The organism is Jiangella muralis, from assembly GCF_001270745.1.
Taxonomy (GTDB): Bacteria; Actinomycetota; Actinomycetes; order Jiangellales; family Jiangellaceae; genus Jiangella; species Jiangella muralis.
The window spans coordinates 15,454-40,837 of record NZ_KQ434757.1 but is presented as its reverse complement, the minus strand read 5'-3'; the positions used below and the strand labels follow the sequence as shown (position 1 = coordinate 40,837).

The 25,384-nt window shown below is 74.1% G+C and carries 16 protein-coding genes; 8 read left to right on the top strand and 8 right to left on the bottom strand.

Annotated elements, in window-relative coordinates; all coding sequences use genetic code 11:
* Positions 1-32 precede the first annotated feature (32 nt).
* Together ACW62_RS13590 and ACW62_RS13585 are read right to left on the bottom strand one after the other, a co-directional pair.
* Positions 33-2,717 carry a carboxypeptidase regulatory-like domain-containing protein gene (locus ACW62_RS13590; RefSeq protein ID WP_053204658.1) on the bottom strand — a complete coding sequence of 895 codons (2,685 nt, stop codon included), beginning with the start codon at positions 2,715-2,717 and terminating at the stop codon, positions 33-35.
* Between the two features lie 29 nt (positions 2,718-2,746).
* Positions 2,747-7,105 carry a S8 family serine peptidase gene (locus ACW62_RS13585; protein WP_053204657.1) on the bottom strand — a complete coding sequence of 1,453 codons (4,359 nt, stop codon included), beginning with the start codon at positions 7,103-7,105 and terminating at the stop codon, positions 2,747-2,749.
* A gap of 155 nt (positions 7,106-7,260) precedes the next feature.
* Between ACW62_RS13585 and ACW62_RS13580 the strand changes: the two genes are divergently transcribed.
* Complete coding sequence (locus tag ACW62_RS13580) at positions 7,261-8,256, top strand: helix-turn-helix domain-containing protein (RefSeq protein ID WP_083459728.1); 996 nt, start codon at positions 7,261-7,263, stop codon at positions 8,254-8,256.
* A 21-nt stretch (positions 8,257-8,277) separates the two neighbouring features.
* Here ACW62_RS13580 and ACW62_RS13575 read toward each other — a convergent pair whose 3' ends face one another.
* Positions 8,278-10,656: a helicase C-terminal domain-containing protein gene (locus ACW62_RS13575; protein WP_053204655.1), complete on the bottom strand. Its 2,379-nt coding sequence runs from the start codon at positions 10,654-10,656 to the stop codon at positions 8,278-8,280.
* A 38-nt stretch (positions 10,657-10,694) separates the two neighbouring features.
* Positions 10,695-10,835, bottom strand: a complete 141-nt coding sequence (locus tag ACW62_RS34020) for a hypothetical protein (protein ID WP_157574734.1) — start codon at positions 10,833-10,835, stop codon at positions 10,695-10,697.
* A 77-nt stretch (positions 10,836-10,912) separates the two neighbouring features.
* Here ACW62_RS34020 and ACW62_RS13570 point away from each other — a divergent pair, with 77 nt between their 5' ends.
* Entirely contained in the window at positions 10,913-12,157 is a 1,245-nt protein-coding gene (locus tag ACW62_RS13570) for an MFS transporter (RefSeq protein WP_169792053.1), read from the top strand.
* A gap of 821 nt (positions 12,158-12,978) precedes the next feature.
* Here ACW62_RS13570 and ACW62_RS13565 read toward each other — a convergent pair.
* On the bottom strand, positions 12,979-14,202 hold the full coding sequence (locus ACW62_RS13565) for a S8/S53 family peptidase (protein WP_053204653.1): 1,224 nt from the start codon (positions 14,200-14,202) through the stop codon (positions 12,979-12,981).
* Positions 14,203-14,255: 53 nt separating this feature from the next.
* Between ACW62_RS13565 and ACW62_RS13560 the strand changes: the two genes are divergently transcribed.
* Genes ACW62_RS13560 through ACW62_RS13550 form a run of 3 tightly spaced genes read left to right on the top strand, consistent with a single transcriptional unit; the run spans position 14,256 to position 17,948 of the window.
* Positions 14,256-16,880, top strand: coding sequence for a CHAT domain-containing protein (locus ACW62_RS13560; protein ID WP_157574733.1), 2,625 nt, complete (start codon positions 14,256-14,258; stop codon positions 16,878-16,880).
* 45 nt (positions 16,881-16,925) lie between these two features.
* On the top strand, positions 16,926-17,540 hold the full coding sequence (locus ACW62_RS13555) for an HAD family hydrolase (protein WP_169792052.1): 615 nt from the start codon (positions 16,926-16,928) through the stop codon (positions 17,538-17,540).
* 42 nt (positions 17,541-17,582) lie between these two features.
* A complete protein-coding gene (locus ACW62_RS13550) occupies positions 17,583-17,948 on the top strand; it encodes a hypothetical protein (RefSeq protein ID WP_053204650.1) in 366 nt (121 codons plus the stop codon).
* A gap of 26 nt (positions 17,949-17,974) precedes the next feature.
* Here ACW62_RS13550 and ACW62_RS13545 read toward each other — a convergent pair whose 3' ends face one another.
* Complete coding sequence (locus ACW62_RS13545) at positions 17,975-18,349, bottom strand: DUF3037 domain-containing protein (RefSeq protein WP_053204649.1); 375 nt, start codon at positions 18,347-18,349, stop codon at positions 17,975-17,977.
* Positions 18,346-19,125, bottom strand: a complete 780-nt coding sequence (locus ACW62_RS13540; protein WP_205629327.1) for a HipA family kinase — start codon at positions 19,123-19,125, stop codon at positions 18,346-18,348. Before ACW62_RS13540 ends, ACW62_RS13545 begins: the two co-directional genes overlap by 4 nt.
* A gap of 125 nt (positions 19,126-19,250) precedes the next feature.
* On the opposite strand from ACW62_RS13540, the gene ACW62_RS36520 reads away from it, so the two are divergent.
* Complete coding sequence (locus ACW62_RS36520; protein ID WP_053204648.1) at positions 19,251-19,634, top strand: cold-shock protein; 384 nt, start codon at positions 19,251-19,253, stop codon at positions 19,632-19,634.
* Positions 19,635-19,921: 287 nt separating this feature from the next.
* Here ACW62_RS36520 and ACW62_RS13530 read toward each other — a convergent pair whose 3' ends face one another.
* Positions 19,922-21,541, bottom strand: a complete 1,620-nt coding sequence (locus ACW62_RS13530) for an MFS transporter (RefSeq protein WP_157574732.1) — start codon at positions 21,539-21,541, stop codon at positions 19,922-19,924.
* A 58-nt stretch (positions 21,542-21,599) separates the two neighbouring features.
* Here ACW62_RS13530 and ACW62_RS13525 point away from each other — a divergent pair, with 58 nt between their 5' ends.
* Together ACW62_RS13525 and ACW62_RS13520 are read left to right on the top strand one after the other, a co-directional pair.
* Positions 21,600-22,412 carry a DUF3027 domain-containing protein gene (locus ACW62_RS13525; protein WP_053204647.1) on the top strand — a complete coding sequence of 271 codons (813 nt, stop codon included), beginning with the start codon at positions 21,600-21,602 and terminating at the stop codon, positions 22,410-22,412.
* Positions 22,413-22,422: 10 nt separating this feature from the next.
* Positions 22,423-25,383, top strand: coding sequence for a sacsin N-terminal ATP-binding-like domain-containing protein (locus ACW62_RS13520; protein ID WP_053204646.1), 2,961 nt, complete (start codon positions 22,423-22,425; stop codon positions 25,381-25,383).
* Position 25,384: the final 1 nt, after the last annotated feature.

Genomic DNA, 25,384 nt, shown 5'->3' with positions numbered 1-25,384 from the left:
CGCCCACCCCGCCACCGTCGCGGGGACGTCGCTCAGGGACAGGCGATGTGGCCCAGCGTGAGATCGAGCTCGGTCACCTTGCCGGGTGCCACCCGGGCCGGCACCGACCGTGGGATCCAGGTGTCGTCGCCGGCGATGACACGCAGCGGGTTCTGCCGCACGGGCAGCCACAGCACGTACCGGCCGGCGGCGTCGGTGCGCAGGGTGTGTGACTCGTCGCGGCCCTCGATCCAGACCTCCGTCCGTGCGAGCGGCCGCACCGAACCGTCGCAGGCACGGCCGGACAGCGTCCCCGCCACCGCGCCCCACGACCGCGGCGCCACGGTGTCGAACGCCAGCCGGACCTCGCGCTGGTCGTACGGCGTGTCGTCGCCGCGGATCAGCACGTCGCCGGCGTACGAGCCCGGACCGTCGCCGTCGCCTCCCTCAAGGGATACCGACACCTCCATGCTCTCGCCCGGCGCCAGTGTCGTCGTCGGCGCCTGGACCGACAGCCAGGAGGCGTCGCGGTCGCTGCCACAGTCGGTGTAGCCGGGCAGCGTCTCGACGAAGGGCCGTTCGGCGAATCCGCCGTCGCCGCCACCGATCCTCGTGAAACCGCAGGTGCTGCCGCCGCGGGCCAGGCTGTTCGTGGTGGCCGGCAGATCGCTCCACGCGCCGGTCACTGGATCGTAGGCGAAGCCCGCGGTGACGGAGTCGTGGTAGCGGCCGCCGTTGACGCCGCCGGAGATCAGGAGCCTGCCGTCGGCAACGGTGTGCCCCGCGGCGGCGAGATCGAGCGGCAGCGGCGCGATCGTGGTCCAGGTGTCCATCTTCGGGTCGTACGAGTACGCCGACGTCTTGGTCGGGATGCGGATCAGGAACCCGCCCGCGCAGTACCCTTTCGCCTCGATCGCCCCGCACATCGGCTCGGCGATCGGCTCCGGATAGTCGGCGACCTGGTCCCACACCTGAGTGGCGGGGTCGTAGCGGAAGACGGCGTCGGTGCCGCAGTCCTCGTCCTCGCCGCTGAGGCAGCCGCCCACCACGTAGAGCTTGCCGTCCAGGACGAAGCTGCCGGCTCCGGCGACCGGAATCGGCGCGCCCGGCTCGGTGGTCCACGTCTCGGTGGCCGGATCGTAGACATCCGTGCCCGCCGCGATGCCGCTCTCGTACATGCCGGGGACGAGGCCGCCGGTGACGTAGAACCGGCCGTCGACGAACTCACCCGCCGGCATGGCCCGGCCGTTCGGCATGGCCGGCAGCGGCGACCACGCGCCGGCCGCCGGGTCGTACACGAACCCCCGCGTGGTCGCGCGATCGAAGCCGGACGTGCCGCCGACGGAATAGAGCCTGCCGTCGTGCCGGCCGGCGACGTTCTCGACGATGTCGATCGGGTAGTCGGGCAGGGCCTGCCAGACCGGTGCGCCGGGTACCGCCGCCACCGCGGCCGAGCTCGACCCCGTCGTGCGCGGGTAGCCCTCCGTGCGCGGCTCGAACGACACCGGACGTTCGGCGAACGACACCGCCGTCGGCGCCGTGCCGTTATTGGTGACGGTGACGGTGGCGCTCGCGGCCGTGCCCAGGTCCGTCGCCCTGTCGATGGCCGACACGCTGGTCGTCAGAGCGCCGGCGCCCAGGACGAGGTCGGCCGTCGCCGTCGTCCCGGCGGATACCCGCGACGTCGCCGTGCCGTCCTGATACTGCAGCCGGCTCGCCGTCACCTCGTGCTCGCCCGGGCCGGGCACGAACATCCAATAGAAGCCGTCGCCGTCGGTACTGGCCGTGGCCGCGCCGCCCGCGGTCACCACCCCGGCCAGCGGCACCGCCTCGCCGGTGTTGTCGTCGGTCACGTGACCGGTGAGCAGGCCGCCGCCGACCGGCTCACAGCCGCGGTCACCGACGAAGACGTCGTCGAGCTGCCAGCCGTTGGCGGCGGTGTAGTCCTCTGAGTAGCGGAAGCGCACCTGCACCTCGGGCTGCCCGGCAGCCTGCGGGATCGGGATGAGTTCGGTCGCCGGCCCGTCCACCGGCTCGGTGCGATGCCAGACGGTCTCCCAGGTCGAGCCGGCGTCGAGCGACAGGTCGACGTCGGCGATGGCGGCCGGCGACTCGAAGTGGTGGCCGAAGCCGATGGCCGGCTCGGCCACGTCCGTGAGCTCCATCACCGGTGTCATCAGGGACGTGTCCTGGACGGAGACGTTGCCGTAGAAGTCACCGTCCACCATCGCGAAGGTCCCGTGGCCGCCGGTGAGGTTCTCCTTCTTGCCGGGGTTGTCGAACCTCCAGGTCTCGCCGTCACCGATCTCGTCGGTGACCGTCCAGCCGGCCGGCAGCCCGGCGTCGAAGTTCGCGGCGACGCCGCCGGAGCGCAGTTCGTAGCCCGGTGCGAAGCAGTGCACTGGCTGGATCTCCAGCGCGATCTCCTGGCTCTCGCCCGACAGCTCCACCGTCGTCGCGGGATACCCCGGGTACCTGCTGGTTACGGCCGCCGTGTGCGAGCCCGGCGGAAGCGTGAGCGAGAACGCACCCGTCACCGGGTCGGTCGCCGCGCTCACGCCGTCCACCGTCACGTCGGCCCACAGCGGCCAGCCCTGCCCGGACCCGTCGCGGATCGTTCCGCTCACCCTGACGGTGTCCGCGCCGGCCGCCGGCGCCGCCGCGCCCAGACCGGTCGTCAGCAGTCCACCCGCGGTCAGGACGGCGAGCGCCGCCGTGCTGACTCGACGTCGGTTCATCGGTGCTCCCTGTCGGTCACGCCGGGCGGTCATCGGCCGCATCCGGTCTGGCGGAGGGTGAAGTCACGGACGGTGTCCCGGCCCGCGCGGATCCGGACCTCAGCACTCTGCGGTTGCCAGCCACTGCGGACGACGATGACGGAGAGCGGGTTGACGGACCGGTCGAACCAGGTCGCGTACCCGCCGTCCGGCCCGGTCACCAGGGTTCGTGACTGGGTCGTGCCGTCGAGCTGGACCACGGCGCCCGGCAGCGGCGCGGTGGTCCCGTCGCAGGCCTGGCCGGTGACGGTCCCAGCCAGCCGGCCCCAGCCGTCCGGCGCCGATACCGTCAGCCCGACGGCGATCGCGGCGGCATCGTACGGGGTGTCGTCGCGCAGGATCAGTGCCGCCGAGACCACGCCCGGCTGGTCCAGTGCCGACGCGTCGAACGTCAGCGTCACGTCGGCGGATTCGCCCGGGTCGAGCGTCAGAGCAGGCGGGTCGGCGGACAGCCAGCCGACCGCGTCGCGGGAACCGCAGTTGGCGTAGCCGGGGAGCACCGCTGACGACGCGGTGACACCACGACCGGTGTGGCCGCCGACCGTCTGGAAACCGCAGGCGCTGCCGGCCCGGTAGAGCGGCGTGGGCGCATTGGGAATGGACGACCACGTGTCGCTGCCCGGGTCGTAGGCGAATCCCTCGTTGGTGATCACGCTGTCGCCGTCGGTGACCCCGCCGGAGACGAGGAGCTTGCCGTCGGCGGCGGTGTAGGCGGCTCCCCACAGGCCCATCGGCATGTCGGCCAACCGCGTCCAGGTGTCGGCGACCGGGTCGTAGACGTAGGTCGACGCGATGTCGTCCGGGGACTCGCCGGCCGCTCCGCCGGCACAGTAGAGCTTGTGCTCGATGGCGCCGCAGGCCACCATGGCCGTCGGCTCGGGGTAGTCGGCCACCGTCTCCCATCGGCCGGCGGCGGCGTTCAGCCGCAGTACCTCGGTCTCACCGCAGTCACCGATGCAGCCGCCGACGACGTAGAGCATGTCGTCGAGGACGGCCGCCCCGGCGCTGGGGATCGCATGGGGCATCGCCGGACCCGGCGACCAGGTGTTCGAGCGCGGGTCGTACACGTCGACGTCGGCGCGTGGGGAGCCGGTGCCGCCCCAGCCGCCGGCGGCGTAGAACCGGCCGTCGAGGAACCCGCCCATCGGCCGCTGCCGGGCCCGCGGGAGCGGCGCGATGGGCTCCCACACGTGGTCAGCGCCGAGCACATAGGCGTCGTCCGTGGCGCCGGCTCCGGTGGATCCGCCGAACGAGTAGACCCGTCCGCCGCGGACGTCGACCGCGTTGTCGTACACCCCGAGGGGGTAGTCCTTCGACAGGGCCCACGGTGCGATCGGCTCGCCGGCCGCCGCGGTGCCGGCAGCTTCATCGCCGGTGGCGTCGGGACCGGCACTGAACGTGCCGGGCACACGGTGGACCGGCGCTCCCGCGCCCGCCGACGCCGGGGTGCTGACGCCAGGCCGCTCGGTGAGGTCGAGCGTGGCCGGGGCGCTGCCGTCGTTGGCGACGGTGACCGTCGTGGTCGCCGTGCCGCCGAGTACGACGGCGCCGTCGACGCGCTCCTCGCGGATGTCCAGCCGGCCGGCCGGCAACGCGAACTCGGCCGGGGTGGTGGCGTCCGCGGCGACGTCGACCGTGACGGTCGCGTCGGTGTAGCGGGTCCGGGTGCCGGAGAACGCCTGCACGCCCGGGTCGGGGACGAACGTCCAGAAGAAGCCGTCGCGCAGGCTCGGGTCCTCCGGTGTGGCGACGGTGGTGACGGTGAGCGTGGGGTCGGCGTCGCTGGTCACCGTCGCTCCGACGATCGGCGTCTCGGTGTTGGCGTCGACCACGTGTCCGGTCAGCAGCCCGCCGTCGACGGTGGCACAGATGTGCTGGCCGAGCATGACGTCGTCGACCTGCCACCAGCCGCTGAAGGCCGAGGCGAAGGTGAACCGGACCCGGACGTCCGGTTCCCCGGCCGCCGCCGGGATCGGTACCTGCAGCTCCTCGGCGTCGATCCCAGCGGCGCCGCTGTGCTCCCAGGCGTTCGTCCACGTCTCGCCGCCGTCGATGGACAGGTCGACACCGATGTTCGCGTCGGACGAGTAGTCCGTCCTGAACCACAGCGCCGGGACGTCCACACCGGTCAGATCGATGACCGGCGAGACGAGGTCGGTGTCCTGGCGGCCGTCGGGTCCGTAGCGCGCGCTGAAGACGGAGGCGAAGTTGCCGTCGCCACCGGTGCGGTTGCGGTCGTCGTGCGGGAACTGCCAGACCTGGCCGTTGCCGACGTGGTCGACGACACTCCAGCCCGGCGGCGCTGTACTGGGATCGAAGGTCTCGGTGTACGCGCCGACGCGATCGCGCTCCTCGTAGCCGGGTGCTTCGCAGGCGTACACGTCGGCGGTCAGCGCGACGTCGTGGCGGGTGGCGCCGGTCAGTTCGACGTCGGCCGTGGACGGGGTCAGCCCCGGCTGGAGGCCCTCGACGATGACCTCGTAGGCGTCGCCGACGGGCAACTCGATGGCGTAGCTGCCGTCGACGGGGTTCGTGTAGTAGACGCCGTCGGGCACGCCGTCGACGCTGATCGTGGCGTAGAGCGGCCAGCCGTGGTCCGAGCCCTCGGTGACGGTGCCGCTGAGGGTGGTCGTCGGCCGCTTGGCCAGGCCCAGGTCCAGGGTCGTCGTCTCGGCGACGCGCACGGTCGCGGCATCGGTGGCGTCGTCGTATCCGAACAGCTGCGCGGTGACCTCGTAGTCCCCGACCGGAAGCTGTATCGACCACGTGCCGTCCGGTGTCGTGCTGAGTCGCCGGTTCGACGGTCCGGTCACGACGACGGTGGCTCCGCCGAGCGGTGCTCCGGTGGCGTCGGAGACCGTGCCGCGCAACACGCCGGTGTCACCGCGCGGCGCCGCCTCGACCGCCGCGTAGACGTCCAGCCGGCCTTCGCCGAACACGTTGTTGTTCTCGGCGGTGCCGCCGCAGCTGGTGTCGGCGGTGTCGACCGCCTTCTCGTCCAGCAGCGCGCGGGTGGCGTCGATGTCGCCGGCCACCGCCGGCGACGCTGACCACAGCAGCGCCACCGCGCCGGACACGTGTGGCGTCGCCATCGACGTGCCGCTCCAGCTCGCGTACGTGCCGCCGGGCAGCGAGGAACGGATGAGGACTCCGGGGGCGGCTATGTCGGGCTTGGTCTCACCCTCGTAGCCCGGGCCACGGCTGGACTGCGGATCGATCACGTGATTCGCGTCGTACATGCCGGCGCTGTACGTGCCTGCGCCGTTGCCCGGGTTCCCCGCCGATCCGCAGGCCGGGCCCGAGTTGCCGTTGGCGAACGCGGGAAAGATGCCAGCCGCGACCCACGCGTCGACCAGGTCGTCGTACCAGCGGGCAGCCGTGCTGCCGCCCCAGGAGTTGTTGACGATGTGCGGGCGCAGGTCCGGGCGCGGGTTCTCGCCGTCGGCGTCGGTGGGGGCCAGCATCCACTCGCCGCTGGCCAGGAGCGCGAAGTCCGTGCAGCCGTCGCTCTCGCAGCCCTTCGCCGCGATCCAGCGCGCGCCCGGCGCGACGCCGATCTGCGCGCCCTCGCCGGTGCCGGTCATGGTGCCGGTGACATGGGTGCCGTGGCCGTTGTTGTCGCACGGCTGCCGCGTGCTGCCCGTACAGATTCGCGCGGGGTCGTACCAGTTGTAGTCGTGGTCGAACGTGCCGTCGCCGTTGTTGCCGCGATACTGGCCGACCAGTGCCGGGTGGTCGAACTCGACCCCGGTGTCGATGCTGGCGACGACGATGTTCTCGCCCTTCGTGCCGAAGTCGGACCACACGGCGTCGGCACGGATGTCGGCGACACCCCATTCGACCGCGGTGGCGGTCAGCGGGGCGACGTCGCGGCGCGGCTCCGGCAGTGCGTAGGTTCGGGCCGGCTCGATCTCGGCGATCTCCGTGCGGCCCGCCAGCCGGGTGGCCAGCTCCGCTGTCCCGTCGAACACGTAGATCGCGTTCGACGCGTGGAACGCCCGGTACTCGACGCCGGCGGCGTCGAGTTGGCGGCGGACGGCGCGCTGGCTACGGTCGGCGGTCTGCTGAAGGGCCTCGACGACGGCGGCGCCGCGATCGGCCCAGTCGTCGGCGCCGGCTGCTGCGGCCAGGTCGGCGCGCTGCTCGAACGACACCAGGAAGTCGGCCGTGGCGCCGTCGTCGAGCTGCCGGGACAGCGTGCTGTCGACCTTCGCCTCGGACTGTTCGGGGGACGGTGGCGCGGCGGTCCGCGTGGGTGCTGCGGCCGACGGGGCCGCCGTCAGCGCTGTCAGGGACAGGAGCGCCAGGGCGGTCGCAAGCGACCGGCGATGGGGGGAGTCGTGCCTCACGTGGTCTCCTCGGTCACGAGCCGCTTGCGCACGCCACGGCGGTGTTGGCATGAGCGACACAAGGGGGCTTTACCGACGTATTTCGGGTGAACGTACTGGGAGTCATCGCCGAGGGCGCCACTTCACGTGTGACGTATTAGAGTCACGTCACAGCTATGACAATGCAGAGCGACGGTGCCGCGGGCCGCCGGCGGCTGTCGGCCATCGGCCTGAGCGAGGCCGAGGAGTCGGTCTATCGCGCCCTGCTCGACCTCGGCCCGGCCAGCGGCGCCGACCTCGCCGGCCGGCTCGGCGCGGACGAGCGCGACGTGCTGCTCGCCGTCCAGTCGCTGGAGGCCGCCGGGCTCGCCGGGCGCACCACCACTCGGCCGGCCCGGTTCACCGCGGTGCCGCCCGAGGTGGCGTTCGAGCCGCTGCTCCTGCACCGTCAGCAGGAGCTGCAGTCCGTCCGCGCCGAGGTGCACGAGTTGCAGCACCGCTACCGCGAGAGCATGCTGGTCTCGTCCGCGGCCGACGCGTTGCAGCTGGTCACCGAGCCGGCGGCCATAGTGCAGCGGTTCGAGCAGCTGCAGTTGTCGGCGCGCTCAGAGGTCCTCGTCTTCGACAAGCCGCCGTACGTCGGGTCCATCGAGGGCAACATCGACGTCGAGCTGCGCATGCTGGCGCAGGGCGTGCGTTACCGCGGGCTCTACGATCGGCAGGCGCTGGAGCAGCCGGCGAAGATGCGGGCGCTGACGGAGCTGCTGACCGCCGGCGAGGACGCCCGGTGCATGGCCGAGCTGCCGATGAAACTCGCCATCGCCGACCGCGAGGTGGCGATGATGCCGCTGCGGGTCCGCGAGAGCACCGGCGCGCTGGTCGTGCACGCGTCGTCCCTGCTGGATGCGCTGTGCGCGCTGTTCGAGACGCTGTGGAACTCGGCGGCGACGGTGAACCTGGACCGTCCCGACGGGGTCGACGACATCCTCGGGCCAGACGAGCACCTGCTGGTGGGCCTGGTGGCGTCGGGCATCAAGGACGACGCGATCGGCCGTCAGCTCGGCGTCGGGCGCCGCACGGTCCAGCGGCGCATCACCGAGCTGCAGGAGCGGCTGGGCACGACGACGCGCATCGGGCTCGTCGTCGAGGCCGCGCACCGAGGCTGGATCTGACCCCCGGAACAGCCGGCCGCGTCAGGCGGCGTCGACAGGTGCGACGCCGCTGATGCGGTGGACGGCGAACGAGCGGACCTCGCCGCTGCGGTGGTCGAACGCCGACAGCCAGCCGCCGTCGATGCGGGCGGGGTCGACCAGGCGCTCGGTGGTGGCGCCGTGCTGGTCGACGTAGCCGATCCAGACCGTCGTGCCGGTCCCCAGCGCCTCGCGCAGGTCGGCCAAGGTCGTGGCGGCCGTCGTGCGGCCGAGCCGCCCGGGCGTGCCGTTGGCCGGACGCTCCGCGCGGGACCGGTCACCGGCCCGCAGCGCCCGGACGGCGGCGCCGAGCAGCGTCTCCTCGGGCGCGGCGATCTCGGTGAGCGCCGAACGCGACGCGAACCGGGCCGACGCCCGTCGTGGCTCCGTGCGGCCGATGACGATGGACCCGTCGGCGGCCTCCGGCACCGGGCTGAACCCGAGCTGCCGCAACCGCTCGACCAGCGTGTTCGCCGCGATCGAGGAGGCCAGGACGGTCGGCGCGAGCCGGCGCAGCCCCAGGCTGGACGAGCGTGGGTCGGCCACGATGGCGGCCAGCGTGGCTTCGTCGTCGCAGCGCACGAACGCCGACGCCGCGCCGACCCGCAGCTGCCCGTGCGTCCGCGCGACGTCGTCGACGAGGTACGTGAGCGGCTGCGGCACCGGGGTGCGCGAGATGGTCGCCAGGAACGCGTGCACGTCGGCGGCGGTGCGGCCGGCGTCGAGCGCCCGGCGCAGCGAGCCGGCCGTGAACCGGTGCACCGACGCGCCGCCGCGGCTCTCGACGTCGGACAGCAGGTTCAGCTCGCGCTCGAGGTCGGCCCGCAGCGGGCCCGGCGCGATGGCCGTCAGGTCGGCCTGCAGCAGCACGTGGTCCAGCGGCTGCGGCAGGCTGGGCCGCACGGCGTCGGCCGCGGCCGCGACGACCCGCTCGGCGGCGCGTCCCTCCAGGAACGGCCGGGCGAACGACGCGAACGCACCCATGCCGGTGAGCCCGAGCTGCTCGGCCTCGCGCAACGTCCAGCGGACGAGGTCGTCGCGGAAGCGGCCGGCCCGGCGCGGGCGCCGCCACTGCAGCGCCGCGAGCACGCCGACGAGGTCGGGCGCCCAGCCGGCCGGCAGCGCGGCCAGCTCCGCCAGCGCGAGCCGGCGCACCTCGGGCGCGGCGGGCCGTTCGAGGTCGCGGCCGAGCGGCGGGATCGGGCGGTCCTTCTCGTCGCGGCTGCCGGCCAGCCCGGCGACCCGGCTGGTGGTGAGCCAGCCCTGGACGAGCACGGCCCAGCGGCGGGGCGGCTCGTCGCGGCGCCACGCGTCGAACTCCGGTGTGGGCAGCCACACCTCGTCGTGGTCGTCGCCGACGGAGACCAGCCCGGCGGCGTACGCGACCTCCGCGATCAGCGCGGCGCCGGCCTCGTCGGTGTCGAGCAGGTCCGGCAGCCGGCGCAGGTCGCGCACGCCCAGTCCGCCGGTGCGCAGGACCGGCGGCGGATCGGCCGCCCAGGTGTCGAGCAGCAGCTCGACCTTCCGGGTGAGGTCGAACGCACCCGCGCCCGCCGTCCGGTCGACGATGTCAGGGGTGCGCTCGGTGACCGTCGGCGTCGGCGGCGCGAGCTGGAGGTCGGTGTGGACGCGGCCGCCGCGCAGATGCAGCGCCACCTCCCGCGGCAGCACCACCGTCGTGCCGTCGACCGGCACCAGCAGCCCGGCCGCGAGCAGCAGGTCGATCGGCGTCCGTGCCGTCGCCCGGTGCACCTCGCGCAGCGCGTCGTCGATGCGGCCGGTCGGCGGGCCCGGAGTGAGCGCCGCGAGTGCCGAGCGCGCGTCGTCGGTGAGGTCGTCCAGCAGTGCCGTCAACGCAGCTGGGTCGGTGAGCGCCGCCGCGACGGCGTCGACGTCGGCCGCGTGCGTGCCGGCCGGGCTGAGCCCGAGGCCGTCCATGATCGCCGCCAGCCGCGACGGCGACAGCGCGAGCAGCGCCTGCCGGGCGGGCGGCCCGAGCCCGGCCGGATGCGGCCCGACGATCTCGTACACGATGCGCGGCAGCCGCAGGTCGTCGTCGGGGCCCCACACCAGCGCCTGCGTCCGCAAGGCCGTCAACGCCTCGTCGACGTCGGCGCCCAGGGCGGCGCGCAGGCCGCCGACGCTCGCCGGTGCGGGTAAGATCATCAGTGCGTCGACGACCTGGAGGGTGAACCGGTCCAGCCGGTCCAGCGCCCGCACGGCCGACGCCCGGGTGGTCGCCCGCGAGGCCAGCTGCGAGACGTCGGCGGGAACCGGCACCAGCAGGTCCGGCCGGGCACGCAGCAGCGCCGCCAGCTCGTCGTCGGCGCGGGCGCGCAGGTCGTCGGCAAGACTGCGCGGAGCCGAGTCGTTCCCGGTCATCCGCTCTACGGTACGGCGTGCATCTGGCTAGCTGCGAATCAGAGCTTGCGCAGACGCTCCAGGAGCTCGGCGCTTCTCTCGGCGGCTTCGACCCGCGCCTCGATGTCGGCCGCCTTCAGCTCCGCGGTGATGTCGGGATCTACGGGAACCTCGAGGGGCTTGCGTCGTTCGACCGTCACATGCGCGACATTACCGGCCGGGCCGACCGGCGCCCAACCCCCCGTCCCACCGTTCGGGTGCGCCATGATGCATGGCCATGACGCAGCTCGACGCCCGCCAGGCCCGGACGCGGTACCTCATCCTGCTCGCCCTGCGCTGGCTGCCGTCCGGCATGCTGCTCCCGGTCCTGACGCTGCTGCCGCTGGAGCGTGGGCTCACTCTCTCCGAGCTCGGGCTCGCCGCCGCGGCCCAGGGCCTCGTGGTGTTCCTGCTGGAGTTGCCCACCGGCGGTGTCTCGGACGCACTCGGACGCCGCCCGGTGATGGTGGCATCCGGGCTGGTCAGCCTGGCCGGCTGCGGGCTGATCTTCGTCGCCGACTCGTTCGCGGTGTTCGCGCTGGCGTTCGGTGTGCAGGGCCTGTACCGGGCGCTGGACAGTGGCCCACTGGAGGCCTGGTACGTCGACACGGTCCAGGCCCGCGATCCTGACACCGACATCTCGATCGGCCTGTCCCGCGGCGGCACCGTCACCGGCATCGCCGTCGGCGCGGGCGCGTTGCTGGCCGGTGGCCTGGTCGCGCTCGACCCGCTGTCGTCGGTCGAGGCGCTGGCGGTGCCGGTGCTGTTCGCGGCGGTGCTGCGGGCCGTCGCGGTCGTCGCCACCATGAGTCTGCTGGTCGAGGTGCGGCCGCGATCGGGCTGGCCGGCCGTGACAGCGGCGGTGCGCGAGGCGCCAGGCGTCATCAGCGGGAGCCTGCGGGTGGTGCGCGGCTCGGTCGTCCTGCAGGGGCTGATCCTGATCGAAGTGGCCTGGGGATTCGGGGCGACGGCGTACGAGTCGCTAACGCCGGTCCGGCTGGCCGAGGTGGTCGACGACGCCGAACGGGCCGGCGCGATCATGGGTCCCGCGGCGGCCGCCGCCTGGTTCGCCTCGGCTGCCGGTGCGGCGTTGGCGCCCCACCTGGCGCAGCGGATCGGCGTCACCGCAACGGCCGCCGTCACGCGGGTCGCCCAGGGCGTCTTCGTCGCGGCGATGGGGTTGTCGCTCGGCGCGGCCGGCGTGGTGGTGGCGTTCATCGCCTGCTACGTCATCCAGGGCGCCTCGAGCCCGATGCACATGACGCTGGTGCACCGCGAAGTCACCGAGGAGCACCGGGTCACGATCGTGTCGATCAGCTCGATGGTGTTCCAGCCCGCGGCCGCACTCGGCCTGATCGCGCTGACCGTGGTCGGCGAGTCGACGTCGCTGGCGACGGCCATGGTCCTGGGTGGCGTGATCCTCGCCGCGGCGACGGTGTTCTACCTTCCGGCGTACCGCGCCGAGCGGCGGCAGGCCGTCTAGAAGAGCGAGTCCGATTGATCGTGGCTACGCAGCCTGGGTGGCCGGCCGTTCGCCGGGGGGTCTGCCGCGTTGGCCGTCCCCCTGGCGCCCATTTTCTCAGCCGCGTGACCGCGCCTCAAGCGGACCCAGATGGGGCGCTTCGCGCGTTGGGCGTCCGCTTGACCCGCGGTCCCGCGGCCAAGAACGGGCACCTATCAGGGGGACGGGGGCAGTCTGGGCACACCTCGATGACCGGAGCCGTCCTCGATGGCGAGAAACGTCCGAAAGGCCCCTCGAACACGACTCCCGCCATCGAAGACGGCTCCCGCCATCGAAGACGGCTCCGGGAGTCGAGGACGACCAAACGGTGCACCGGCAGGAACAGCGAACGCCAGCCAGCCAGCCAGACGAACGGCGCACCGCACGCCCGGGGCGGGCTCTGCCCGCACTTCCCCCGTCCCCCTGATAACTGCGGCCAAGACAATGGGCAGCAGGGGGACGGCCCACTACCGCAAAACGGCCAACCGCCGCACGACGGCGAACCGTTACGCGATCCCCCACGCCACTGTGTGAGATCGCTGCGTCGAGTGGGGTGGATCACTGTTCCCCTGGCAACAGCTACGCCACCCAGCAAGCACAGTGATCCCACCCAGTGGCGCGCCGGGGTGGTCGCACAGTCGTCGCGGCCGTGATCCCGCACCGTCGCGCCGGGGCCGGCGAGGCGCCGCCACCGGCTTCAAAACTCGGTTCGAGTGTCGGAGTTTTCGGAGACCGGAGCTGGCCTGCGGTCAGGGTGGCGGGGAACGGGGTCCGGGCACCCCGCCACCACGACCGCGGGCGACTCAGACGATGAGACGCGGGCCCGTGTGCGGCAGCGCGCCGATGGCCGCCTCCTGCAGGACGATATGCCGTGCGACCGGCGCGGACACCTCGCGCTCGATCATCCGGCGGGCGATCAGCCCGGCCACGACCGGCGCCGCGAACGACGTACCGGACCAGACCGAGTGCCCGTTGCTGAACCGGGCTGAGGTCTCGTCGATGTAGCCGTACCGGCCGTTCGGGTAGGGGACGACGGTGCTTTCGCCCGGCGTGTAGGCGTCGACCCAGTAGCCGAAGTTGCTCCACGGCGCCCGGTAGTCGCCGCCGGTGGTCAGCGCGCCGACCGCCGTCACCCAGCTGTACGCCGCCGGCCAGAACGGGACGTCGGTGCCGTGGTTGCCCGCCGGGGCGACGATGACGGTGTCCGGGTGCTTGCTCACGACGCGCCGGTAGAGCAGGTCGAACGACTTGGGCGTGTTGCCCTGCCGGGCATAGAGGCCGGCCTGGACGCTGACGATGTCGGCGCCGCCCTTGATGACCTTCTCCAGGTCCTCGACGATCGCCAGTTCGTCGACCGCGCCGCCGATCAGGCAGTCGCGGACCTCGACCTCGACCGCGTCGGCGCCGGACACCGCCAGCAGCCGGGCCGTCGTCGCCGTGCCGTGACCCCCGTACGGCCGGATCTCGTCCGTGCCCGGCACGTAGACGTCGTCGTCGATCTCGTACTTCTTCACCGCCGAGAACCGGCCGAAGCCCGAGTCCTTGGCGACGACGGGCAGGTACCCGGTGTCGACGACGGCGACCTTCGGGCGGCCGGGGCCGACCGGCTCGCCCAGCACCGGGATCGGGCCGTAGGACGGCACCGGCTCGGTGGCCGGGCACATCGACATGTGCACCTGAGCGTCGAGCACGTGGTTGGGTGCGACGATGCGCTCGTCGCCGAGGATGTCGGCCAGCTTGGCGGCGATCTCGGCCGCGTCGGCGTCCGGGACGTGCAGGACGGCCAGCCCGACCGGGCCCTCCGTCACCTCGGGGCGGTCGATCCGCAGCTGGTCGAACGCCTCGAGCACGGTGTCGAGGTCGCGTTCGTCGCAGATCAGCTGGCCCTGGCGATACAGATACTCGATGGCCGTCTCGTCCCGGTTCCAGCGAGCGGCGAGTTCGAACCCCCGTTCCTTGGTGCGCCGAGCGCTGTTCTCACGCAGTCGCTCGAACTCCTGGTGTAGCCGTTCGCGATCTGGTTGCATCGGATTCCCCCAGCCGTGATTCGGGCAAACGACTACATGTCTAGCATCAGGGCGTGACCTCGGGAAGCACGTCGGCGCCGGTAGCTGCGGATCAGTTGCCCGGGCTGGCGATGTCGAGTCCCGACGAGGCCGTCCGGATGGCTCGCGCCGTGCTGTCCGGCGCGGCGACGCCGCTGGACCAGACCTACGCGTTGCAGGCGCTCGGCATCGTCCAGCGGGAGCGTGGCGAGGTGGGTCGTGCCCTCCGCTCGGTACGCCGTGGCATCCGCGTGGGGCGCGAGCACGGGCTCGGCGCCCGGGTCACCGACCTGGAGGCCAGCCTCGGCACGGTCCTCGCACTGGCCGGACGGCGGCGGCCGGCGTTCGCGGCCTTCGATAGCGCCCTCGACGGTGCCGAGCCGGCCGAGCGGGCCCGGGTCCTGGTGCGCCGGGCGGCGGTCTGCTTCTTCTTCCAGGACCTCGACGGCGCGCACCGCGACAGCCATGAGGCGGCCGGGGTTCTGGAACGTCATGACGACCCGGCGTGGGAAGCGCGAGCACGCAGCAATCTTGCCGGTGCGCTCCTGGGACTCGGCCGGTTCGCCGAGGCCGACCGTGAGTTCGCCCGTGCGCAGGAGTTGATCGAGTCCACCGGCGAGCGGTACCAGGCCACGATCATCGTGCAGAACCGGGGCGACTGCGCGCACCGGATGGGCGACCTGCCGCGGGCGCTGCGCCTGCTCTACGACGCGCGTCGCAGGTACGAGGAACTGGGCGTCGTGCCGCCGGAGGTGGTGCGCGACCTCGCCGTCGTGCAGTTGGCGGCCGGGCTGACCGAGGACGCGGCCACGACGGCGGACGAGCTGGTGGCGGTGCTGGACGGCGCCCGTGACTCCGCGCTGCGCAGGTCCGACGGGTTCATCGCGGCCGCCATCGTGCATCTCGCGGCGGGCAACCCCGGTCGCGCGGCCGACCTGGCGCGAAAGGCCGCAAGGTCGAGCCGCCGGCAGGGGCACGACGACGCGGAGCGGCATGCGCGGGTGGTGCTGCTGCGGGCGCAGGCCGAGGCCGGCGCCGTCACGAAGCGGCACGCCCGGGCGGCGGCCGCGCTGGCGGCCGAGCTGACCGACCGCTACGCCTCCGAACGTCTCGACGCGCTGGTGCTGGCGGGCCGGCTGGCGTCGGCGACGGGGCTGCCGGAGCTGGCGGAGGAGGCGCTGCGGACGGCGGCGGCCGGACGCCGCGGGCGGGGGTCGGCGCTGCGCCGGGCCACCGGCTGGTACGCGCAGGCGTTGCTGGCCGAGTCCGCCGGCGACCGCCGGGCGATGCTGCGCGCCTGCGGCCGCGGCCTGGACGTCCTCGACACACACGCGCTGTCCCTCGGCGCGACGGAGCTGCGGGCCCGCGCGACGGTGCACGGCAGCGACCTCGCGGCGCTCGCGACGCGGCGGGTGGCGGTCGACGGGACGGCGCGGGAGCTGCTGCGGTGGACGGAGCGCTGGCGCGGCACGCTGCACTCGCTGCCCTGGCCGGAGGCCCGCCACGACGCCGAGCTGGCCGCCGAGCTGGGCCGGCTGCGCGCCGTCGGCAGCCTCATCGGCAGCCACGCCGACGAGGCGGAGCGGCGGCGCATCGAGGAGCGCATCCGACGGCACGTGCACGGCCGGGACGCCGCGACCACCGGGCCGCCGGCCGGGCCGCCGACCGCCCGCCGCCGGCTCGACGTCGGCGAGCTGCTCGACGCGCTCGGGGACCGCACGCTGGTCAGCATCGTCGGGCTGCGCGGCGGCCGGTTCCACGCCGTCGTCGCGCGCGAGGGCCGGCTGAAGCACGTGGTCGCGGGCGATTCCGGCGCCGCGCTGGACGAGGTCGAGTACGCCAAGTTCGCGCTGCGTGGCGCCGCGGTGGCCGCCGACGCCGTCGCGGGCGTCCTGCTGGCGGCCGCCGAGCCCGGCCTGGCCCGGCTGCAGGAGACGATGCTCGGCCCGGCGGTCCGCGAGCTGGGGGACGGGCCGGTGGTGCTGGTGCCGCCGTCGATGATGCAGTCGGTGCCGTGGGGCGCCCTGCCGGCGCTGCGGGACCGGGACGTGACGGTGGCGCCGTCGGCGACGGCCTGGCTGCGAGCCCGGACCAGCGCGCCACCCGAGCAGAGACGAGTCGCGCTGATCGCCGGCGCCGACCTCGCCTCGTCGGGCGCGGAGGTCGGCGTGCTGGCCGGCGTCTATGCTGACGCGACCGTGCTGACCGGCGGCGACGCCACCGCCGATGCCGCGCTGGCCGCGTTGGACGGGTCGTGGCTGGCGCACATCGGCGCGCACGGCCGCTACCGCGGCGACAACCCGATGTTCTCGTCGCTGGAGCTGGCCGACGGCCCGCTGACGGTGTTCGACCTCGAGCGGCTGCAGTCGCCGCCGTACCGCCTGCTGCTGACGGCGTGCGAGTCCGGCGTCGGCTCGCCCACCGGCGCCGACGAGCTGCTGGGGTTGACGACGTCGTTGTCGGCGCTGGGCACGGCCGGGCTGCTGGCCACCGTCGTTCCGGTGAGCGATGCCGCCAGCGTCGACCTCAGCCTGGTGGTGCACGAGCGGCTGCGCACCGGCGACGATCTCGGCGCGGCGCTGCTGGCGGCGCGCCGGGCGGCGGCGGGCGCCCGGGACCGGGCCACGGCGTGGTCGTTCCTCGCCCTCGGCGGTGCGTGACTGGCGTCACACATCGACGGTCGACGACCGCGTAGGGTGATCACCGTGCCTCTCACCATCGGTTTCGACCTCGATCTCACTCTCGTCGATTCCGCGGAGGGCATCACCGTCTCGATGACCGAGGCGTTCCGCCGGGTCGGCGTCGTCATCGAGCCGCGCGAGCTGTTGCCGATGATCGGCCTGCCGCTCGACACCACGCTGCGCGCGTTCGTCCCCGCCGACCGCGTCGACGAGGCGCGCGTCATCTATCGCGAGCTGTACCCGACGCTGGGCATCCCCGGCACCAAGCCGCTGCCCGGCGCCGCCGAGGCCGTCGACGCCATCCACGGGCACCACGGCACCGTGCTGGTCGTCAGCGCCAAGATCGAGTCTGCCGTCCGCGCGGTCCTCGCGCACGTCGGCCTGCCGGTCGACGACGTCGTCGGCGAGCGGTACGCCGAGTCCAAGGGCGTCGCGCTGCGCGAACGCGGCGCGGACGTGTACGTGGGCGACCATCCCGGCGACATGGTCGGGGCGCGGACGGCCGGCGCCTACGCCATCGGCGTGACGACCGGCGGGCACGACGCGCTCGCGCTGCGTGAGGCGGGCGCCGACGCCGTCTTCTCCGACCTGCTCGATTTCCCGTACTGGCTCGACGACTACGTCGGCGCCCCGGCCTGAACGACGAACTCTCCAGCCGTACACTGCGGGCGCATGAGATCGATGACTGTCCGCTACGCCCGGCCGTTGCCAATCGCCGCGCTCATCGTGGGCGTCCTGCTGCTGGCCGTCTCCCTTCTCGGTTCGCAGTCGATCGGCATGTTCACCGGAGTCGTCCTGACCCTGTTGGGCATCCTCCAGCTGGTCAATCCGATGCTGCGGGTCGACTCCGGCGAGGTGCGGTTGTGCAACCCGCTCGGCATGACGATCAGGCGTTTCACGGTATCGTCGCCGGCCGATCTGACGATCGACGGCAAGGTGTTGCGGCATGTGCCGAGCGGGAAGAAGATCGCGGGAGTCGGGTTCGGCGCCGACCAGGCGGATGTCGCCGCGCTCCGTTCCCAGCTGCAGCCCGAGCCGAACGCCTGACGGCGGACCCGACGTGCCGCCCGGCCTCAGAGCACGAGGCGGGCCAGCAGCCGGTCCAGCTCAGCCGCCGGGTCGTCGGTGAGCCCGGCGTGCACCGGCCCCGGCTGGACGATCGTGCTGCGCGGCGCCGTCAGCCAGCGGAACCGCTCGCCGATCGCCGTGGCGCCGACCGGGCCCGCCGCCGCGGGATCGGTGCAGGTGGCCGCATACGCCTCGACCGCCGCCACGATCGCCTCGACGTCGGCCTCCGGGTCCAGCGCCCGCAGCCGGTCCGCGTCGACGTGCGCCGCGGCGGCCAGGTAGCCGGCCTTCTGGCTGTAGACGATGACGCCGGCGTTGACGAACTCGGCTCGCTCGACGCGGGGGACCACCCGCAGGACGGCGTACTCGAACGCGATCATGCGCCACCCACCGGCAGCCAGTCCGGCGACGCCGCGGCGCGGGCCGCGAGGTGCTCGGCGTAGACCGCGCGGACGGCGTCCGGCTCGGCGCCGTCCAGCCCGGGGACCTCGGGCAGCCAGTCGTCCGGGACCAGCGCCAGGATCTCCGCCAGCAGCGACGGCGTCACCCGCGGCGCCAGCTCGGCGTCGACGGACGGCAGCCGGTCGGCCGCGAACGCCAGCACGTGGTCGTCGATCGGGTATGGCCGCACCGCGAACGCCGGCGCCCCGGGCCAGGTGTGCTGGAACAGCAGCGCCGCGCCGTGGTCGATCGCCCACAACTGCCCGTGCCACGTCAGCAGGTTCGGGTTGCGCCAGCTCCGGTCGACGTTGACGGTGAGCGCGTCGAGCCACAGCACCTTCGCCGCGTCGTCGGCGCTCGCCTGCTTCCCGTGCCCGTCGTAGCCGAGCGAGCGGGGCAGGAAGTCCATGCCGAGGTTCACACCGACGCTGGCCAGCAGCAGCGCCTGGATCTCCGGGTCGGGTTCGCGCCGCGCGATCGCCTCGTCGAGGTCGACGAGCACGAGGTCGGGCACCCGGATGCCCAGCCGCCGCGCCAGCTCGCCCACCACGATCTCCGCGACCAGCGTCTTCGGGCCCTGCCCGGCGCCGCGGAACTTGACCACGTAGGTGCCGAGGTCGTCACCCTCGACCAGCCCGGGCAGCGACCCGCCCTCGCGCAGCGGCTCGACGTAGCGGACCGCGCGCACGACGGGCAGTCCCGTGTGCACCGTCACCGCGGCAAACCATCCATGGGCGATGACGGTACGCGATCGGATTTGATCGACCCCTGGAGAGGCCCGCGGGCCTCCGTCGGCCTTAGTCTTGAGAGGTCCGGTCCCCCGACACGAAGAGGTCAGCCGTGCCAACGGGCAAGGTCAAGTTTTTCGACACCGAGAAGGGCTTCGGCTTCCTCTCCAAGGACGACGGCGGCGACGTCTTCGTGCACTCGTCCGCCCTGCCCGCCGGCGTGACCGCCTTGAAGCCGGGGCAGCGGGTGGAGTTCGGTGTGGCCGAGGGCCGCCGGGGTGAGCAGGCACTGTCGGTGCGCGTCCTCGACCCGCTGCCGTCGGTGTCGGCGGCGACCCGCAAGAAGCCCGACGACATGGTCACCATCGTCGAGGACCTCATCAAGCTGCTCGACGGCTTGTCCAACACCTACCGGCGCAGCCGGCACCCCGACCAGCGCACGGCGCGCCAAGTCGCCACCGTGCTGCGCGCCGTGGCCGACGACCTCGAGCTTTAGGGGCTACTCCTCGGGTCCGTGGCCTACTGCGCGGTGTCCGGGCGGCGCCTCGCTGCGTGTGTGTCCGCGCCAGCTGCCGACGATCAGGTGACGTATCGCTCAGGTTCGCCGCGCGTTCGTCACCTGATCGTTTTGTGTCCGCATCGTGGAGATGATCAGGTGACACAAACGCGCGAACGCCGGGCGGTTCCGTCACCTGATCGTTCTCGGCAGTGGTCCTTCCTCGCACCTTGCGCGGCATCCACCTGGGCGGCGCTCGCTACGGGCGACACACCCCGAGGCGCCGGTCACTCCTCGGGCCGCTGCGGCGGCGGGGCCGGCGGTGACGGTGTGCGCGCGGGCGCGCGGACCCGCAGCGCGAACACCAGCCCGCCAGCCAGCACGATGGTCGCGACCGTCATGCCCAGCCACGGGATCAGCGGCAGCACGATGCCCACGCCGCCGCCGACCACCCAGCCCAGCTGCAGCAGCGTCTCGGACCGCGCGAACGCGTTGGACCGGTTCTTCTCCGGCACGTCGCGCTGCACGATGGCGTCCAGCGACAGCCGGCCCAGCTGCTGGGCGAACCCGGCCGCGAGCCCGACCAGGATGACCGTCAGCAGGTTCCAGAACAGGGCCGTGACCAGCGTGCTCGCCGCGCCGAACGCGACCAGCGCCATGACGGTGCGGTCGGGACTTCGGGCCTGCACGAGCGCGCCGACGGACGAGCCGAGGGTGCTGCCCACCCAGGCGGCAGACGCGACGATGCCGAGCAGGACGAGGTCGTCGAGCCCGGCCACCGGCGCCTCGCGCAGGACGAACGCCATGAACATGGTCATGAAGCCGGACAGCCAGCGCAGTGTCGCGTTGGCCCGCAGCGCGCGCACGACCGCCGGCCCGACCCGGAACTTGCGCGGCTTGCCGGCGGCGGTGGACTCGTGGCCGTCGCCCTCGGTGAGCGACGCCGGTTCCTCGCCGATCGAGAGGTCGACCTTCTTCGGCAGCAGGATCGCCAGCACCGTGGTGCCGACGTAGGCGAAGAACGCCGCCCGGAGCGGCCAGTCGTCGCCGATCTGCGCCAGCCCGATGCCTATCGGTGCGCCGAGCAGCGTGCCGAACGTCGCGGCCAGTTGCAGCCGTGAGTTCGCCGCCACCAGCGTCCAGCCCTCCGGCAACACCCGAGGTACCGCGGCCGCCCGAGCGACGGCGTACGCCTTCTGCCCGACCAGCACGCCCAGCGCCGCCGGATAGAGCCACACCCCGCCGCCGATGACGGCGTCGGCCGCCACCCAGGCGAGGAAGCCGCGGCCGGCCGCGGTGAACCCGATGGCCCAGCGGCGGCCGTGGCTGAAGCGGTCGAGGAACGGGCCGAGCACCGGCGCGACGACCGCGAACGGCGCCATGGTGAGCAGCAGGTACAGGGCGACGTTGCCGCGCGCCTCGGTGGTGGAGACGGAGAAGAACAGCGTGCCGGCCAGCGCGACCGTGACCAGCGCGTCGGCGAAGGCGCTGGCGGCGTTGAGCTCGATCAGCCGGGACAGGCCGGTCTGCCCGGCGCCCTTCGCCTCGGCGGCGCGGTGCAGCCGGTTGGCGCTGAACCGGGCCGCGCGGGAGGTGCCGGTGGCGGCGGACTTCGCCGCCCGGCCGGTGGCGCCGGCGGCGCGGCGCATGCGCTCGCTCGCGCTGGGCGGTTCCGGCGGGGGCGGCGGCAGTGACCGGGTGCGGTCGTCGTGGCCGGGCCCCGGGCGGCCGTTGCCGGCGGCGTGGCCGTCGTCGGGCGACCCGGTGCCGGACGACCCGTTGTCCGACGGCCCGGATCGGGGCTGCCCGCCGCGGGCGAACGGCGACTCGTAGGAGCCTCCGTCGCCGCGCGCGCCGCGGCCCCCGCCCTCCCCGGGCGGGCCGGCCAGCGGATCCGTTTCAGCCACACACCCATCCAACCGCATCGGACCGACAGGGCCGGACGATGTCCCCGGATCGGGCGCGATGTGTCGATCATGGCGCGAGTTTGCGACAATCAGTCTCGTGACCCCCGCCGCGCCGCGCACCCGCTCCGTCAAGGCCGACTCCGTCCTCGTCAAGGCCGTCGAGGACGCACGGGCCGCCGCCGTCGCCGTCGGCAGCGATGACGCCGTCGGCGCACACCTCGGCCACGACGCCGAAGGCGAACGGGTCGTCACCCACTACTTCGCCTGTGAGCTGGCCGGATACGTCGGCTGGCGGTGGGCCGTCACCGTCACCCGCGCGTCGCGGTCCAAGCTGGTCACGGTCAGTGAATGCGTGCTGCTGCCCGGCGCCGACGCCGTCCTGGCCCCGGCGTGGGTGCCGTGGGACGAGCGGGTCAAGCCCGACGACCTCGGCCCCGGCGACCTCCTGCCGGTCACCGACGACGACTACCGCCTCGAGCCCGGCTACGCCATCGCCGAGGAGCAGGACGTCCTCGAGGTGGTCCAGGAGCTGGGCCTCGGCCACGAGTGGGTGCTCTCGCGCGAGGGCCGCGACGACTCCGCGCAGCGCTGGTTCGAGGGCGACACCGGCCCGCACACCGACATCGCGAAGGCGGCGCCCGGACGCTGCGGCAGCTGCGGCTTCTCGGTGCTGCTGACCGGCACCCTGGGCCACGCGTACGGCGTGTGCACCAACGAACGCACCCCCTTCGACGGCAAGGTCGTCTCGCACGCGCACGGCTGCGGCGGGCACTCCGACGTCCGGCTGCCGGCTCCGTCCGAGGACGCCGCCGAGCCGGTCGTCGACACCCTGAGCTACGAGCTGGTTCCCCTGGAGCTCGACGCGCCATAAGGTCCAGCCCGTGGATGTCTTCGACACCGCGGCGCTGCGCTCGCGGGTGCTCTCCGCCTGGTCCGCGTCGCCGGCCCGGTTCCGCGAGGACGCCAACGCCGAGGACGAGCTGGCCCGCGGCTCCTACCGCGACCGCGTGGTCGTCGAGCTGGCGCAGAACGCCGCCGACGCCGCCGCTCGGGCGGGCGTTCCCGGACGGCTGCTGCTGCGGCTGACCGGGTCCACGCTGGTGGCCGCCAACACCGGCGCGGCGCTGGACGCCGCGGGGGTCGAGGGGCTGTCGACGCTGCGCGCGTCCTCCAAGCGCGACGGCGACACCGTCGGCCGGTTCGGGGTCGGGTTCGCCGCCGTGCTGGCGGTCACCGACGAGCCGCGGGTGCTGACGGCGTCCGGCGGCGTGCGGTGGTCGCGGGCCTCGGCGCTGGAAGCGGCCGGGTCGGTGCCGGGGCTGGCCGCCGAGCTGGCCCGGCGCGGCGAGTCGGTGCCGGTGCTGCGGCTGCCGTTCCCGGCGGACGGCGCCGTGCCGGACGGCTACGACACGGCGGTCGAGCTGCCGCTGCGCGACGACGACGCGGTCCGGCTGGTGCGCCGGCAGCTCGGCGAGATCGACGACGCGCTGCTGCTGGCGCTGCCGTGGCTGGGCGACCTGGTCGTGGACGTCGACGGCGACGTGCGCGCGCTGACCGCGGGCGCGCTGTCGACGCTGGCGGACGGGCTGGCCGAGCGGCGCATCGGCGAACGCACGTGGCGGCTGGCGACCCGCTCCGGCGTCGCGCCGGACGACCTGGTGGCGGACCGGCCGTTCGAGGAGCGCACGCGGCCGGGGTGGACGGTGACGGTCGCCGTGCCGGTGTCGTCCGACGACGCCGGCGTGCGCGCGCCGGCTGCGCTGCCGTCGTCGCTGCCGGGTGTGGTGCACGCGCCGACCCCGACCGACGACCGCACGGACCTGCCGGCGCTGGTGATCGCCGGGCTGCCGCTGGACTCGTCCCGGCGCCGCGTGGTCCCGGGTCCGCTGCTGGACCACCTCGCGGAGCAGACGGGCGAGGTGTATGCGCGGCTGGTCGCCTCGTTCGGGCCCGCGGCGCCGGGAGCGGCCGTGCTGGCGCTGGTGCCGGGGCCGCTGGGCCTGGAGGCGGTCGACGCCGTGCTGCACCGGGCGGTCCGGACGGCGCTGGCGTCGACGTCGTTCGTGCCCGGCGCGGGCGGTGAGCTGCTGCGTCCGGTCGAGGTGACGCTGGTCGACGGACTGAGCCGCACCGGCGACCCGGCGGCGCTGGGCGGCGTCGTCCGCGGGCTGCCCGCGCGCGACTGGTGGCGTCCGGAGCCGCTGGCCGGGCTCGGCGCGACCGTGACGCCGCTGGCCGACGTCGTCGACGAGCTGGCCGGAGAGCGGCTGGCGCCGGCCGCATGGCGGGCGGTGTACGACGCGCTGGACGGGTCCGACCACGAGTCGCTGGGCGCGCTGCCGGTGCCGCTGGCCGACGGACGGCTGGTCCGCGGGCCACGGGGGCTGCTGGTGCCCGGCGAGGTGCGCCCGGAGCTGCTGGCGCCGTTCGACCTGCGCGTGGTCGCGCCCGACGCCGTCCACCCGCTGCTCTACCGGCTCGGCGCCGTCGACGCCACGGCCGCCGCGGTGCTGCGCGACGCCCTGGTCCAAGGCGCCGTCGCCGACCTCGCCGAGAGCGACGACGATCCCGCGCCGATCACCACGGCGGTGCTCGGGCTGCTCGCGGAGTCCGGCCTCGACGTCGCCGACGAGCCGTGGCTGGCCGGCCTGCCGCTGGCCGACGCCACCGGCGCCGCGGTGCCGGCGCGCGAGCTGCTGCTGCCCGGGTCGCCGCTGCTGGCGGTGCTGGACGCGGATCCGGCCGAGTTCACCGTCGCACCGGACCTGGTGCGCCGGTTCGGCCCGGCGGTGCTGCGGGCGGCCGGCGTGCGCGACGGGTTCGCCGTCGTCCGCGACGCCGACGTCACGCTGGAGCCGGACACCTGGCACGACCTCGACGACGAGGACGGCTGGGTCGACGACGTTCTCGCCGGCCTGCCGCTCCAGCCGGTGCCGCCGCTGACCGGCGAGTTCGCCGCCGTCACCGACCTCGACCTCGTCCGCGACGACGCCTGGCCGCGGGTGCTGGAGTGGCTGGCCGCCGATGACGACGCCCGCGCCGCCGTCGTGTCGCCGGTGCGGCTGACGCTGGCCGACGGCGCGCAGCGGGAGGCGCCGTCGTACAGCGCGTGGTGGCTGCGGCGGCATGCCCGCATCGGCGGCCGGCCGCTGGGCGGGCTGGCGGTGCCCGGCGCCGACGCCGTGGTGCGGGCCCTGCTGCCGGTGGCCGACGTGCCGGTGGACGACGCGTTCGCGGCCGCCGTCGGGCTGGCGCGCTCGCCCGCCGACCTCGACCCGGACGCCGTCCTCGACCGGCTGGCCGAGGACGGCCTGGAGCTGCCGGCGGCGACGCTGGCGCGGGTGTACGCGGCGCTGGCGGCGCACGACCCGGCCGGGGTGGAACCGCCGGACCGGATCCGCGTCCCGGACGGCGTCGGCACCCGCGTCGTGCCCGCCGCGTCGGTCGTCGTCGGCGACGGCCCGCACTGGCTGCAGCTCGGCCTGCCCGGCCTGGTGTCCGGGCCGGCCGCCCTGGCCGACCTCCTCGACGTCGACCTCGCGGCCGAGGCGCACCCCGCGTCGGTGGGCGGCGGCGGCCGCCGCCAGCCGGTCCCGGACGTGGCCGCCGCGGTGCTCGGCTCGGCGCCGTCGAGCTATGTGGAGCACGACGACCTGCGGGTCGGTGGGGCCTCGGTCGACTGGTGGCCCGTCGGCGACACCGTCCACGCCGCGACGCTCGACGGCCTGGCCCGTGGGCTGGCCTGGACGACCGGGCAGTGGGCGAAACGCTGGCTGCTGGCCGAGGCGCTGGCCGACCCGGAGGCGGTGCCCGCCCTGCTCGCCGACGACGCGTTCTCCTGAG

Coding starts and splice junctions, on each gene's coding strand:
- ACW62_RS13590 (WP_053204658.1), bottom strand. CDS start 2,717: ATGAACCGACGTCGAGTCAGCACGGCGGCGCTCGCCGTCCTGACCGCG.
- ACW62_RS13580 (WP_083459728.1), top strand. CDS start 7,261: ATGACAATGCAGAGCGACGGTGCCGCGGGCCGCCGGCGGCTGTCGGCC.
- ACW62_RS13575 (WP_053204655.1), bottom strand. CDS start 10,656: ATGACCGGGAACGACTCGGCTCCGCGCAGTCTTGCCGACGACCTGCGC.
- ACW62_RS13570 (WP_169792053.1), top strand. CDS start 10,913: ATGACGCAGCTCGACGCCCGCCAGGCCCGGACGCGGTACCTCATCCTG.
- ACW62_RS13565 (WP_053204653.1), bottom strand. CDS start 14,202: ATGCAACCAGATCGCGAACGGCTACACCAGGAGTTCGAGCGACTGCGT.
- ACW62_RS13550 (WP_053204650.1), top strand. CDS start 17,583: ATGACTGTCCGCTACGCCCGGCCGTTGCCAATCGCCGCGCTCATCGTG.
- ACW62_RS13545 (WP_053204649.1), bottom strand. CDS start 18,349: ATGATCGCGTTCGAGTACGCCGTCCTGCGGGTGGTCCCCCGCGTCGAG.
- ACW62_RS13525 (WP_053204647.1), top strand. CDS start 21,600: ATGTGTCGATCATGGCGCGAGTTTGCGACAATCAGTCTCGTGACCCCC.